Origin of the sequence: Pseudomonas sp. GL-R-19, assembly GCF_019956375.1 — a bacterium.
Classification (GTDB): Bacteria; Pseudomonadota; Gammaproteobacteria; order Pseudomonadales; family Pseudomonadaceae; genus Aquipseudomonas.
Genome location: NZ_JAHBDJ010000001.1, coordinates 17,779 through 31,278 on the forward strand (window position 1 = coordinate 17,779; position 13,500 = coordinate 31,278).

Annotated in this window: 9 protein-coding genes; 3 read left to right on the forward strand and 6 right to left on the reverse strand. The window is 50.3% G+C overall.

Going from position 1 to position 13,500, the window contains the following annotated elements:
* Positions 1-185 precede the first annotated feature (185 nt).
* Both KGA83_RS00065 and KGA83_RS00070 read left to right on the forward strand, forming a co-directional pair.
* Positions 186-1,247: a tartrate dehydrogenase gene (locus tag KGA83_RS00065; RefSeq protein WP_223527440.1), complete on the forward strand. Its 1,062-nt coding sequence runs from the start codon at positions 186-188 to the stop codon at positions 1,245-1,247.
* Between the two features lie 311 nt (positions 1,248-1,558).
* Positions 1,559-2,821, forward strand: a complete 1,263-nt coding sequence (locus KGA83_RS00070) for an OprD family porin (RefSeq protein ID WP_223527442.1) — start codon at positions 1,559-1,561, stop codon at positions 2,819-2,821.
* A gap of 1,148 nt (positions 2,822-3,969) precedes the next feature.
* Here the strand turns inward: KGA83_RS00070 and KGA83_RS00075 are convergent.
* The 4 genes from KGA83_RS00075 to KGA83_RS00090 all read right to left on the reverse strand — a co-directional run bounded on the left by KGA83_RS00075 (position 3,970) and on the right by KGA83_RS00090 (position 8,461).
* Positions 3,970-4,995 carry an SMP-30/gluconolactonase/LRE family protein gene (locus tag KGA83_RS00075; protein ID WP_223527444.1) on the reverse strand — a complete coding sequence of 342 codons (1,026 nt, stop codon included), beginning with the start codon at positions 4,993-4,995 and terminating at the stop codon, positions 3,970-3,972.
* A gap of 325 nt (positions 4,996-5,320) precedes the next feature.
* Positions 5,321-6,802, reverse strand: coding sequence for an aldehyde dehydrogenase (locus tag KGA83_RS00080; RefSeq protein WP_223527445.1), 1,482 nt, complete (start codon positions 6,800-6,802; stop codon positions 5,321-5,323).
* 264 nt (positions 6,803-7,066) lie between these two features.
* Positions 7,067-7,366, reverse strand: coding sequence for a YciI family protein (locus KGA83_RS00085; RefSeq protein ID WP_223527447.1), 300 nt, complete (start codon positions 7,364-7,366; stop codon positions 7,067-7,069).
* Positions 7,367-7,576: 210 nt separating this feature from the next.
* Positions 7,577-8,461, reverse strand: a complete 885-nt coding sequence (locus tag KGA83_RS00090) for an SDR family NAD(P)-dependent oxidoreductase (protein WP_223527449.1) — start codon at positions 8,459-8,461, stop codon at positions 7,577-7,579.
* 167 nt (positions 8,462-8,628) lie between these two features.
* Between KGA83_RS00090 and KGA83_RS00095 the strand changes: the two genes are divergently transcribed.
* Positions 8,629-9,546 (forward strand): LysR family transcriptional regulator, encoded by a 918-nt coding sequence (locus tag KGA83_RS00095; RefSeq protein WP_223527451.1) that lies wholly within the window; start codon positions 8,629-8,631, stop codon positions 9,544-9,546.
* Positions 9,547-10,216: 670 nt separating this feature from the next.
* On the opposite strand, the gene KGA83_RS00100 is transcribed toward KGA83_RS00095, so the two are convergent.
* A complete protein-coding gene (locus KGA83_RS00100) occupies positions 10,217-11,554 on the reverse strand; it encodes an MFS transporter (protein WP_223527453.1) in 1,338 nt (445 codons plus the stop codon).
* A 417-nt stretch (positions 11,555-11,971) separates the two neighbouring features.
* On the reverse strand, positions 11,972-13,453 hold the full coding sequence (locus KGA83_RS00105) for an aldehyde dehydrogenase (protein WP_223527455.1): 1,482 nt from the start codon (positions 13,451-13,453) through the stop codon (positions 11,972-11,974).
* Positions 13,454-13,500: the final 47 nt, after the last annotated feature.

Consider the following 13,500-nt stretch of genomic DNA (forward strand, 5'->3'; position numbering starts at 1 on the left):
CTGTAAAGCTTTCGCGCAAGTTTGAGCGACACGAAATATTTTTTAAGAGGCTGAAATAATTCCGGGTCTAGGTTCTCTATTTCTATGGCACGTCGAGCAAAAACAAAAGTATACAATTACCATAAGCTCTAACGCCAGGATGGCATAAACACTCAATATATTAATGACGCATAGAGAGAATTAAAATGGCAAAGGTAAAAATCGCAGTTATACCTGGCGATGGCATTGGGAAAGAGGTAATTCCCGAAGGGATTTTAGCGCTTGAAGCCGCTGGTCGTAAATTTGGGGTTGAATTTGACTGGACCGAGTTTGATTGGTCTTGTGAAACCTATCACAAAACTGGCCGAATGATGCCTAGCGATGGTCTGGAGCGACTCAAGGAATTTGACGCAATCTATCTCGGTGCTGTTGGGTTTCCCGGAGTACCTGATCACATTTCTCTCTGGGGACTGCTTTTACCTATCCGCCGCGAGTTTGATCAATACGTAAACTTGCGACCTGTTCGGCTATTTGAAGGTGTTCCATGCCCTCTGGCTGGAAAAAAACCTGGTGATATTGATTTCTATGTAGTTCGCGAGAACGTTGAGGGTGAGTATTCCTCTATTGGAGGTATCCAGTATGAGGGCACTGAGCATGAGGTCGTATTTCAGCAAAGCATATTCACCCGCCGCGGGACCGATCGCATTCTACGATACGCATTTGACCTAGCCCAACGGCGTCCGAAGAAGCATCTTACATCGGCCACCAAGTCTAACGGCATTTACCATTCCATGCCGTATTGGGACAGTCGAGTCGCGGAAATAGCTAAAAACTACCCAGACATAAACGTCGACCAATACCATATCGATATCTTGACGGCAAATTTTGTCCGTATGCCTGAGCATTTTGACGTAGTGGTCGGCTCTAACTTGTTTGGCGACATTCTTTCTGACTTGGGTCCAGGGTGCACAGGCACTATTGCCATTGCGCCGTCCGCAAACATAAACCCTGAGAAAAAATATCCTTCCATGTTTGAGCCAGTACATGGCTCCGCTCCAGATATTGCGGGACAAGGCATAGCGAACCCACTAGGGACCATTTGGGCCGGCGCGATGATGATGCAGCATTTGGGATATGAGGACATACATGACTGTTTACTGAATGCAATGGAGTCGGTGCTGCGAGATGGTGAATGGCTAACGCGAGATATGGGCGGGAATGCGAACACACGCGAACTCGGTGAAGCAATACGACAAAAAATCGTTTAGCAACCTTTAGAGTTATACCCATGACGGGCGCGACTGATTTTATACAACAGTGCCCATGTAACTTAGGATCTTCACGCCTTATAGCCATCAGAAGCACTACGAGAGGAGAAATTAAGACCAGTCATCTACTTACATATGAATCGATTAGATTGAGGCTAGCCGTGGCTTATTCGCAATAAAATAATTCACTGACACCTACTGCTCAGAAAGAATATTTCGAATATCTAAAAAAATGCGCTTAATCAGTAACTCCAAGATGCACAGGACATTTTGGAAACCCTCTAAACAATAACAAGAATAGGTACGTCGCTATGCGATTTGATTCCAAAGTGGTCGTTCAGTTGCTAGGCACCGTCTACACAATAGCAATTGCAGACTCAGCAAGTGCCGGCTTTGTGGATGACAGCAAAGCCAGCGTAGATCTCCGCAATTTTTATATGAATCGTGACTTCCGACAACACAACGCAGCACAGAACAAAGCTGAGGAATGGGCGCAAGGTTTTATTTTTCGCGAGGAGTCTGGCTATACGGAAGGCCCTATTGGTTTGGGCCTGGACGCAGTGGGTCTATTGGGCGTTAAGCTGGATTCCAGTCCTGACCGATCTGGCACCGGCATATTAAAAGTCGACCGCGAGTCTAAGCGTGCACAAGATGAATATGGCGAGCTGGGTCTGACAGCAAAAGCCAAATGGTCTAAAACTGTGCTTAAGGTCGGAACCCAAGAGCCCCTCCTTCCCCCACTATTACGTAATGATACTCGATTGCTGCCTCAAACATTCCGGGGGGTATGGTTGAACAGTAAAGAAATCGAAAATCTAACCCTTGATGTCGCCCGCATGGACAGGGTCAACTATCGTGACTCGTCCGATAATGAAGAGATGACAGTAAACAATTCGAGCAAGCGGAACATTGTTCTGGGGGAAAAGAAAACGAGTTCAGAATTTCTGCTGGGTGGAGCCCGATATCAAATCAACCAGGATTTGGCGGCAAGCTACTATTATGGGGAATTGGACGGAATCTACCGGCAACACCTGGTAAATCTTACTCACAACATACCATTAAGTGAAGGCCAACGTTTCAAGTCGGACTTGAGGTTCGCCCACTCCATGGGAGATGGTGGTAGCAATGTAGATAACAATGAGTTCGGGGCTTTATTCACTTATATGATCCAAGGCAACAGCTTTAGTGCCGGATACCAACATTTAAGCGGTAACACCGGCTTTGCGTTTGTTAATGGCTCGGACACTACGTTAGTCAATTCGATTCAGATAAACGACTTTGGCGACCAAAATGAACACTCTTGGCAGTTACGCCATGACTATGATTTTGCCGCACTGGGTTTTCCCGGATTGAGTCTGATGAACCGGTATGTTTCAGGAGATAATGTCGATCGAGGGCCTGGCCAAAGCGAGGGCAAGACCTGGGAGAGGAACACGGTTCTTTCATATGTTATTCAAAGCGGTCCATTAAAAAATGTTGGTCTAGCACTGCGCAATGCCACTGCGCGAAGCAACTATGTAAGCGATATTGACGAGAATCGCTTGATCGTTAGCTACAGCCTAACACTTTGGTAGTTATTATCTTTACCTGCTCACTTCCAACGTAGTGGTCAAGGATTGGCCGCTACGACTTGTTGACCTCCGCCATCGGAACTGCATCAAATAATTTATTGATGTAAATCCTAAAACCTCAAAGCATCAATGCGCTTGTTTTTGTCGACACACTGGTAGCCTTTGACTTTAGGGGCTGAGCAGCCAGCGACGCCGTCGCCGTACGATCTGCTCGTAACAAGGCAGAATAAATTTCTCGAGGGGTTACACACTCTTCCGAGACTACTTGTACGACGCGGGTTGGCATGCGCGCCAAGCCTCAAAGTTTGAGGAGTCATGTCGGTTTTTCGCGAATTGCACCTTTGATTTTAAAGTAGAGCTCGCTATTCCCCGCAGCCATCCACCTTACATTTACAGTCCTACGTAACCATATGATTTATCGGGAATGCCAAGAGAGCCATTCCTTGACCTGCGTATGATTGCTCCACGATCAGGTGCAGTTAAAGGAATTTGGGCGCTGCCCGGCGTGTCTTTTGAAAAAGCCGAATCACTACTGATGCCGGTGCTCAGCCTCAAAGTTACTGATTAGCAGGCATGCAGATATTCCATCGTTCCAATGAGAGTCAGCGTACCGTGACACGGATAATCATGGATCTGCTGGCGAATATGTCCGATACCCAACGGTAAACTGGGTTGCACGGGCTGGAAGGCTTGAACTTGGCTGTTATTGTCGTAACGGAGCAACAGCGCCTTTTAAAGCGGCGCCAGAAACAGCCCGATGACGCCCCAGAACTTCTCATCGATGTTCGGGGCATTGAATAGCCAGAAGGCGAGTGTCATGTGCGGATTTATTCGTCGGCAGATCAATGAACGCTGACCAATGAATACCGGCAGCTCAGGTCATGCCTAGGTCGCTCAAGAAAGACGGCGTCTGAGAGAACCTCGCCGAGACTCACTTCAACACCCCGCTCGGCAAGGTCGTCTTGTGGCCTTGGCCAGGTAAATTCACCTAGCCTTGAAGGCTCCACTCTTGAAAACGCTTGTACCTGCGCGTAACGGTGACAACCGTGAGGCCGATCATCTGGACAACCCCCCTTTGATCACCGAGCGACGCTGATTATTTTCACCATTCCCAACAGGAATGAAACCGGAAAGTCCAGTTCGAGCCCGCGTCATTGGTGCGAGTAGAGGCTCAGTGACCTAGCAAATCCTTTGGCGCGAAAGATCACTGCCCCTCCTCCCAAATCACCATCATTTGCGACGAGATAGAGCTCATTTGTACCCGGCTTGATGGCGAGGCTCGTTGAACGCAGGTAATGACCCTTCTCTCGCCCTGGAATCAGGATTTGGCCAATAGGATGCCCATTGGGATTCAGCACTAGCACTCGTCCCTGGCTGTACATTGCCACGTAGAGATTGCCGTCCGCGTCCACGCGCATCGAGTCTGGGGATGGGCCGTTGAACCTGTAAACTATGCCCTCGCCAAAGGGCGCAATAGTCTGGGCATCCTTTAGTTCGATTCGGTGAAGCAGACCGGTGGCGAATTCGGTTACCCAGAGTGTCTTCCCATCAGGGGACAATGCTATGCCGTTGGGAATTGCCAACTTGGGCAGGATTGGGACGGTAGACTGGCCATCCGGCGTTACGTAATAGACACCTCCGGTTGGCTGAGTCGAGGTGCCTTTGAAGTCGGTGAAATAGAATCCCCCTGCTTTGTCGAATACCAGGTCATCGACCACGAAATTCTTGTCGACGCCGATCAGGGTTTGAGCACCCGATCCATCCGGCTGGTATATCGTCACATTACCCGGCGCGCGAATATCTCCAAGCCCAGCGACATACAGCCGACCATCTTTGTGGATCGCCAACCCCGCCGAGCCCAGCGCATTTTTCTGAACTAAAACGCTCAAGCGCTTCTGCTTGTCGACCTTCAACACCTGCCCTCCAAAGACTTCCACGAACAGCAGGTTTCCCTCACGGTCAAAAGCCGGCGATTCGGCTTGCATTTCGGTATCTGAAACTTTGAGCCAGCGTTGCGCGGTTACTGTGGGCAGATGTAGTTCCGCAACGGGTATCTCGTTCAGTTGCTGACCACCGCGTTGATAGCTAAGCGAAGGGATCTGGTCAGCAGCCTGAACATGTACGACGAGCAAGATGTTGGACAATGCAGCCAGAATGGCACGACGGTTCAATCTCATGGCAGTTACCCTTGGAATTGTTATTGTGCTGGATAGATCAAGAAGTCAACAGGGAGCCCAAGGACGGCACAGCCGTCATTACTGTGTAATACCCAAAAAGTTGTCACAGCTACGCGAAACAATATTACAGCCAATCAAATTGACTTAGGTTTGCCTGCGCCATTGATCGACGGGCAATTCGCTCAGTGCTCCCTTATTCTTAATTTAAGATGTGACCAGCTGATCTCGTTAGAGCTGTATAGGCGCTACAAACGAATTACACCAATACCCTCACTGAAAGGGTAATGAGTACCGACCTTGCGCGCCAATCAGCAACTCCTAACTCTCAGCGGGGTACAAAATTGTTTTCTGGCCGTGTCTCGGCAATCGATATCATAAGGCTTTTTGTTTCAAGGTATTCGTTCACGGCCTCGATGCCGCTTTCCCGGCCTATACCTGATTGCTTCATGCCACCAAAAGGCATCATGTAACTATAAGTACGGTAAGTATTTCCCCATACCGTCCCTACCTCCAGTGCTTTTGAGACCCTGAAAAGCCTGCCAATGTTTCCTGTCCAGACACCGGCAGCGAGTCCATAAAGCGTATTATTCGCGATTTCGATAGCTTCTGCTTCATCTTCGAAACCTATGACAGACAGTACGGGTCCGAACACTTCTTCCTGAGCAATGCGCATACTGTTTGAAACATTCGTGAAAATCGTGGGCTCAATGAACTGACCACCTTTGATTCCGGGTCCTGTTGCAGGCTTACCGCCCAGTAGGCACTTGGCGCCTTCTGCACGAGCGATGTCGATATAATTAATCACCTTTTGATACTGGGGCGCCGTTGACATCGGGCCCATCTGTGTTGATGCATCCATCGGATTTCCGACTTTTACCGAGCGTGCTGCGGTTAACAATAGATCCGTAAACTCATCTTTGATGGAGTTCTGCACCAGCAAACGAGAGCCAGCAGTACACATTTGTCCTCCGCCGCCAAAAATACCGGAAATAGCCCCAGCTACCGCCAGCTCAAGATCAGCGTCCTCGAAAATTATGTTGGGGGACTTTCCACCCAGTTCCATTGTCACGCGCTTCATGTGCCGCGCGGCAGCCTCGTACACTTTTGCTCCGGTAGCGTCAGAACCGGTGAACGTGACCATAGAAACGTCAGGATGCTCCACCAATGGAGCACCGATATCCTGCCCCAGACCTGTGACGACGTTGAGCACACCATCGGGCAAACCGGCCATCTTCGTGAGCGCCGCGAACTCCAGTGAGCTAACAGAGGAAAATTCGGAAGGCTTGATCACTACTGAGCATCCCGCTGCCAAGGCAGGCGCACATTTTAGTGCCAGAAAATTCAGTGGCGCATTCCAGGCGGTCAGTGCCAGCACTACGCCTATTGGCTCCCGAGAGGTCAGTCCGACAATACCGGCTTTTTCCATTGGCATGACCGAGCCTTCGATCTTGTCGGCGAGCCCCGCGTAGTAGTACCAGATCTCAGCGACATTCTTGATGGCACCACTCATCTCAGCCAGCAGCTTGCCATTGTCTCTCACTTCCATTTGAGCAAGCTGGTCGATATTTCCGAGCGTAATATCACCAATGCGGCGCAAGATTTTTCCGCGCGCCGTTGCACTCATCGTTGCCCAAGGGCCGTTGGTCATGGCTGTTTTGGCTGCTGATACCGCAGCAGAGGCATCAATGGCATTGCCCTTAGGAATTTTCGCCCAAGGCTCTCCCTGGTACGGATCGACGGTGTCCAGCCACTCACCGCTTGCTGGCTCTTGAAACTGCCCGGCAATCCAATGTGAATAAGTTTTCAAAACGTCTCTCCTTCCTGCCTAATTTTTGTTGTAGGTTATGGTCCAATCGCGCGACTGCATTACCTTGTTGATCTTCGCAGGTGTATCCCAACTGCGTAGCACGACTCCGATACTGCCTGCCGACACAACTCGTCATACCAGGGTAGCCTCAGAAAGCTGCGCTTGATCGTTCATAGTTAGCTCGGTATTACAGGGTTAGTTGCTGCACTCCGCCACCACCAGCCCTGTGCCAGCTTATTTACAGCATTCGAAGTTATGAGGACTTCAGGGATTGACACGACGATGGTCGAAAATAAATTTTCGCCACTTATCGATCGTGTAGTTCGTAAAAATTCCATTTAGGTAAAATGGATCGTTTTCGATATAGTCGACCGCCTCCTGTCGCTCCTCGGTGTCGAGGATAATCAGTCCACCTACAGGAAAGTCATCGTCATCGGGGAAGAGCCCCCCACTTGCGATTATACGAGGCGCATTCTTGTTCACGTACTCAAGGTGAACAGCACGCAGATCTTTTTTTCTTTCGGTGACATCTGGGTCATCGTGAAACTTAATAACGTAGGGCATGTTCGCCTCTTAAGTCGTACAGCTGAAAATAATCGTCGAAGGAGTACTCTCTTCGACCATTCATGATGGTTAATATTCCCTGGGGTCCCGCGACATCGTCGATGAACAGCAAAATCGCACTGTGCGAATAGGATCGCCATGATCGATGGATGGATGGCGCGGTGACAACCCAGAAAAGCCGCGCTCAAACTTCAGACTGTCGTCAAGAAATCAAACGGATGGCAGACATGCCGTCTGGCCACCATCCACCGCTACGACCGCGCCCGTCATAAAACTTGCGTCCTCAGTCAGCAGAAACGCTGCCACAGCTGCGACTTCCTCGGGCTGGCCTTCTCGGCCGACTGCATGAGCTGCGCGGATGCGTTTAGCTTTTTCAGGATCGTCGAGCATATACGCGGTGAAGGGCGTCCGAATCATCCCAGGAGCGATGGCGTTCACCCGGATGCCATAAGGGCCGAGCTCCGCGCCCATAGTGCGAGTGATCCCCGACACAGCAAACTTCGAAGCTACATACGGGAGACGGTTTGGAACACCCATGACGCCCGCGCCGGAGGAGATATTTACGATGGCGCGCGATGTGTTGTCGTGCTGTACTGCTCGTGCAAATGCCTGACACATAAGGAACGTGCCGTCCAAGTTTACGGACATCACGTTCTTCCAGTTTTCAGAGTCGCAATCCAAGACATTTCCTACGCCTTTGATTCCGGCACAGTTGATTAGGCCATGCAGATTGCCAAACTTGCTTTTGGCTTTGACGACAAATGCTTCTGTCTGCTTCTCGTCTGAAACGTCCAGAGTCGAGCTGAACAGACGAGTGTCATCGTTGAGTTCCGTAATCAGCTTCTCGATACCGGCCTGATCACGGTCAGCCAGGGCGATCGATGCACCCTCCTCCCAAAGACGACGTACGCAAGCTGCTCCAATACCACTCGCAGCGCCCGTGACCAGAACGGCTTTCCCTTCAAAACGTCTCATGATTATGTTCCTTATTTTAATGAAGATAAAAATAATGCCCGCCGCAAAAGCCTCTTTTAAACAACCTTGCTGTGGCCGTGCACGCCATGAAGCGGCTTCCAGCAGCAGAGCGTTAATCAAGCGACTTTCTCCAAACCCATTACTGACGGATCCGAGTCCAATCGCTGGCTGTCTTCCGGTGCGGCAGCGAGCTACAAACAAGTCTGATAGGGGACACACCGATCGACAAGCGATGGTTTCTGAAGCATTCTTAAGAAAAGCTTGACAATGAGAAGTCTGATTTCACTATGCCTCGACCTCGATTTACAACAAGACAGTTGTCCGCTTTCATTGCCGTCGCAGACGTTGGAAGCTTTGCCCGGGCCGGGCAGCGATTGAACCTGTCGTCATCCGCAGTAAGTCAACTCGTCAGCGACTTGGAGTCTTCATTAGGTTTACGTCTATTCGACCGAACGACCCGCAGCGTGTCGATAACCCTCGCTGGCGGAGAGTTTTACGCCTCCGCGAAGAGCGTGTTAACACACATGGAGCTAGCACAGGCTGTAGCAGATAACGTCCGCGATTGTGCCGCCGGGATCGTTCGCGTTGCAGCGCCTCTCATACTGGCAAGTTCCGTTTTGCCCGCAGCAGTAAAAGCCTATACGTTGGACAAACCAGATGTTCTCGTTCGCATTCGTGATGCGTCTGTAGCAGACCTTGTAGAGAGCGTTCGCAGCGGCTCCGTGGACTTGGCTGTTGGCCCTGATTGGCCTGTGAGCGACGACGTCGAACGCTTTGATCTCTTCGAAAGTCAATGGGTTGTCTGGTTCGCATCCGACCACCCTTTCATCGAGCGTAAAGAGATCTCCTGGTCCGAGCTAAGGCATCACCCTCTTGTTGTTGCGGGTAGGGATTATGAGCGCACGATTTCATTGACTTACAGCGAATACAACGAAGACGATCAAATCAAACCGGTACATACCGTCGAGAACATCAGCACAGCCTTTGGTATGGCTGCGGAAGGACTTGGGTTACTAATTGCTCCCGCTTACGTCGGCCTGCTCGGGCACCGATTTAATTTGGTCGCGCGACCGATTGTTCAACCCGCCGTGATGCGCAAAGTTTGTCTCTATCACTCTTGCGCTCGCGCACTGACACCGGCCGCACAAGATTTTCGGAAGCATCTGACCGGCTGGCTTCAAGGAAAAGACAATCTAGGACAGTGAGCAAATTGTTAAACTTTGAATCGTAACTTATTATGGTTACAGACTCAATCACACCCCTAGCAGACGCACAAGTTCGACGCAGTCAAACTGACGCCAAAAGTCCGCGGGATTTTCTTAGCGACGTTTACATCTATCGTAAATTAACATCTGGTCTGAGCTATAGTCAGCGCTCGACCATCGAGGGCATCAGAGCTGATTGATTCAACTTGGAAGAGGTCATAAAAGAGCATGCGAAAAAGCCCACCGTGTGAGCGGCCAGAATGCCTTAGAAGATTCGGATCAGGAATCGGGCTGGCTGCCCGGAAGGTTGAGTAGCTCTATTACGAAATCAGCATTCGCAGCCAAGTCAATACGTTTGAAACGTAAAAGGCGAGGATATCTTGCGTAAGATCCAGCGCGCACGAGAGGCGATGAACCAGCTACCTGAAGCTAATTTTTATAATCACTAGGGCCGTGAGTTGCTGTTTTAATTAAATGCAAGGGGCTTACTCGCGACGGATACACACTTTGTACTGCATATTCTAGCGCCGCTTTTTTCGATAAACGGCAGCGCCGAACCTTAACGAGCGCCCTCCCCTGCCTTTTCAGCAGGGGGGGCGCTCGTCAAGAGATAGCTGAGGAAACTCGGAACCGAGAAAATAAACACCTACCGCCCCTCGAAAACTCAGCCTTAATCCTTGAGAGGCGCCTTGTAAGTTTCGCGGGTTACTCCGATGGTAAGGGCCGCGATGACCGAACAAACAGACGACACCAGCGCAACCGGCCACCAAGCATCATTGTTAGCCGTAGACAACATCTGGGCAATTAAAGGTGAAAAGCCGGTAAGTATCAATCCAATCTGCAGGCCGACTGCGAAACCTGTGACGCGAAAGCGCGTGCTGAAAAGCTCACTATAGAAAATCGGATACACTCCATTTATTAGCCCCCAGCCGACCGAGAAACTCAGGAACATCCCAAGATAGACCATTGGCATATTCGCCGTTGCAACAGCCCAGAAAAACAACCAGACCGACAGTGCAGCGATAATGTTACCTAGAATAAGTACAGGCTTACGACCAATCTTGTCACTTAGAAACCCACCTAAGGGAAGGAACACCAGTGCAGCAAAATAGGTAAGTGCCACCACTTCGAGCATCGTTGACGAGGCGATGCCGACGACTTTAGTTGCGTATGTTAAGCCATACACGGGAACAATCACACTAACAACGATTTGAAGAGCGCTGAAGATAACCCGGCAAAAATCGACCGGTTGTTCGCGCAACACATTGAAAAGTGGAATGCTGACGATAGTCGACTGCTTTTCCTGCTTAAGAAAAACTTCAGGTTCCTTTACCCACCATCGAACGTAAATACCGACAAAAACAAGTAACAGGCTAGACAAAAAGGGGATACGCCATCCCCAGGAAAGCATGTCTTCCCTAGGAAGGGCGGCAACCCACATAAACGAGAGCGTGGCCAAAAGATAGCCAAATATGGCGCCCGTAGCCGAAATGGAGGTGTATAGACCTCTTCGACCACGCGGAGCGTGCTCGGCGGTAAGTGAACAGGAACTAGCGAGTTCACCGCCGGCTGACAAACCCTGAGCGATGCGAAACAACACCAGCAAAACGGGTGCCCATCCGCCTATCTGAGCATAGCTTGGGAGGCACCCGATCGCGAAAGTAGCGCCCCCCATAACCAACAATATCACCAGCAGGACCTTGCGACGCCCCAGTCGGTCGCCGAAATGCCCGGCGAGTAAGCCACCTAGCGGTCGGGCCAAATAGGCGACACCGTAGGTGCTCAGTGCAAGGAGAAGCCCTGCAGCCCCGCTGTCAGGAAAGAATACGGTGCTGAACACGAGCGCTGACGCCGTGGCGTAAATGTAAAGTTCATAATACTCAAGTGCAGTGCCAATAAAGGAGGCAATAGTTGCGCGCTTCGCTTGATCGGGCTGCCGTTTGACCTCAATCATTGTCTCGTAGTCAGTCGTTGTTGTCATAATCTGCACCTTATTTTTATTCTGCATAGACTCTTTCCGACGATCGGCCCCCATTTAGGGAGGCATTATCATTGGAAAGCAACCTTCTTCTTGAATTGCATCGCCGCCTTCACCCTCTTCCTGTTTCGTATAAAATTACACGCTCCGGTGCTGTGACGAGATGATTACAGTCTGATTGACGATACGCTTATCAACAAGCGATGTTTCCCGAAGCATTCTTAAGAAACTCTTGATAATGATTAGCCAAGCGTCATATCCAGAGATTGCTCTGCAACTCCTGGAGAAAGAACTCGGTCGCACTGCAATTTAATGCCTATAATTCGGTGCAAGCGCTGCGAATCTCACGTCATATCAAACAGCATCTCACTTAGCACCCGCCTAGCGGAAAGACATGAACAGCTTTGTACTACAGAAACAAAAGCTTACGCCTAACAACAGCACGCCTCAACGTGGCACAAAGTTGTTTTGCGGCTGCGCATCGGCTATGGAAATCATAATGCTCTTAGTTTCAAGAAATTCGTTCACTGCCTCAATTCCCAGCTCTCGCCCTACCCCCGACTGCTTCATACCACCGAACGGCATCAAGTAACTGTAAGTACGGTAGGTATTTCCCCACACAGTGCCCACTTGCAGCGCTTTTGACATGCGGAAGAGTCGTCCAATATTGCTCGTCCAGATACCCGCAGCCAATCCGTACAATGTATCATTGGCGATTTCGATTGCCTCTGCCTCATTTTCGAAACCAATGATGCACAAAACTGGTCCAAAAACTTCTTCCTGCGCAATACGCATATTATTAGTCACATCGGTGAAAATCGTCGGCTCGATGAACTGGCCACCCTTTATGCCGGGACCGACCGCGGGCTTTCCACCTGCTATACATTTCGCTCCTTCCGCACTAGCGATATCAATATACTCCATGACTTTTTGAAACTGTGGCGCTGTCGACATTGGTCCCATTTGTGTCGCAGCCTCCATCGGATTACCCACCTTTACTGCGTGGGCGGCGGCAACGACCAATTGAGTAAACTTCTCCTTGATAGAGTTCTGTACTAACAGACGAGAACCTGCAGTACACATTTGCCCACCGCCTCCGAAAATACCTGAAATGGCCCCGGCAACCGCTTGCTCCAGGTCCGCATCTTCGAACACGATATTTGGCGATTTACCACCTAATTCCATCGCGACACGCTTCATCTGGCGTGCGGCAGCCTCGTATACTTTGGCCCCGGTTATGTCGGAACCTGTAAAAGTAATCATGGCGACATCACGATGCTCCACCAAAGGTGCGCCAATATCCTTTCCAAGCCCGGTAACTACGTTTAGAACTCCATCAGGTAATCCAGCCTGCTTAGTAAGCGCAACGAACTCCAACGAACTAGCCGATGAAAACTCGGAAGGTTTGACTACTGCCGAGCATCCAGCAGCCAAGGCTGGCGCACATTTGAGTGCTAAGAAATTGAGCGGTGCATTCCAGGCCGTCAATGCGAGCACTACCCCAATGGGCTCTCGGGTAGTAAATCCCACGACCCCCGCTTTCTCCATTGGCATCACCGAACCTTCGATCTTGTCGGCTAGCCCGGCGTAGTAGTACCAAATTTCTGCCACATTTTTGATGACGCCGTTCATTTCGGCGAGGAGCTTCCCATTATCTCGAACTTCGATCTCAGCAAGGCGATCTAAGTTCTCGAGAGTAATATCGCCAATGCGGCGCATGATCTTGCCACGCTCGGTTGCGCTCATACCGGCCCATGGCCCTGTAGTCATTGCACGTTTGGCTGCCGCGACTGCAATGGATGCGTCTTCCGAATTGCCGCAAGGAATATTCGCCCAAGGTTCACCCTGGTAAGGATCGATGGTATGCATCCATTGGCCGCTTGCTGGCTCTTGAAAAGCGCCGTCAATCCAATGTGAATAAGTTTTCAAATCGTTCTCTCCATCCTGACTCATAGTTTTTGTTGGTTTTGCACAGT

What these genes read in the sequence shown, in the direction of transcription:
- KGA83_RS00065 (WP_223527440.1), top strand. Translation starts at nt 186, where the DNA reads ATGGCAAAGGTAAAAATCGCAGTTATACCTGGCGATGGCATTGGGAAA.
- KGA83_RS00070 (WP_223527442.1), top strand. Translation starts at nt 1,559, where the DNA reads ATGCGATTTGATTCCAAAGTGGTCGTTCAGTTGCTAGGCACCGTCTAC.
- KGA83_RS00075 (WP_223527444.1), bottom strand. Translation starts at nt 4,995, where the DNA reads ATGAGATTGAACCGTCGTGCCATTCTGGCTGCATTGTCCAACATCTTG.
- KGA83_RS00085 (WP_223527447.1), bottom strand. Translation starts at nt 7,366, where the DNA reads ATGCCCTACGTTATTAAGTTTCACGATGACCCAGATGTCACCGAAAGA.
- KGA83_RS00095 (WP_223527451.1), top strand. Translation starts at nt 8,629, where the DNA reads ATGCCTCGACCTCGATTTACAACAAGACAGTTGTCCGCTTTCATTGCC.
- KGA83_RS00100 (WP_223527453.1), bottom strand. Translation starts at nt 11,554, where the DNA reads ATGCAGAATAAAAATAAGGTGCAGATTATGACAACAACGACTGACTAC.